Origin of the sequence: Streptococcus suis (assembly GCF_002964045.1) — a bacterium.
GTDB lineage: Bacteria > Bacillota > Bacilli > Lactobacillales > Streptococcaceae > Streptococcus > Streptococcus suis_U.
In genome coordinates this window covers 1-267 of sequence record NZ_POPB01000022.1, presented here as the reverse complement: position 1 = coordinate 267, position 267 = coordinate 1, and the positions used below count along the sequence as shown (strand labels likewise).

The following is a 267-nucleotide window of genomic DNA, read 5'->3' as shown; positions in this document are numbered from 1 at the left end:
AGTTGGTCTAGCTACAGGACGTGACCCTCGTTTTGTTTTGCAGTATATGGCTAGTTTAGGGCTAGATTTGGCCGTTGCTTATAATGGTCAATATATTTTTTCAAGAGAAGAAGTTATTTATAGTCAGAGTTTAGAGCCAAAGCAAATTGAACAAATTATGGAGTATGTGCAAACTCACCATAAGGATTTGTCTTTTGGAACTGCTAAAGGCATATTTGGTAGTAAGATTATGAGTGCTGGAACAGGAAATTTTGCATATCGTGTGAC

Annotated in this window: 1 protein-coding gene; it reads left to right on the top strand. The window is 37.1% G+C overall.

Going from position 1 to position 267, the window contains the following annotated elements; genetic code table 11:
• Positions 1-267: HAD hydrolase family protein (locus C1E99_RS00085; RefSeq protein WP_153060102.1), on the top strand; the 267-nt coding region annotated here is incomplete at both ends.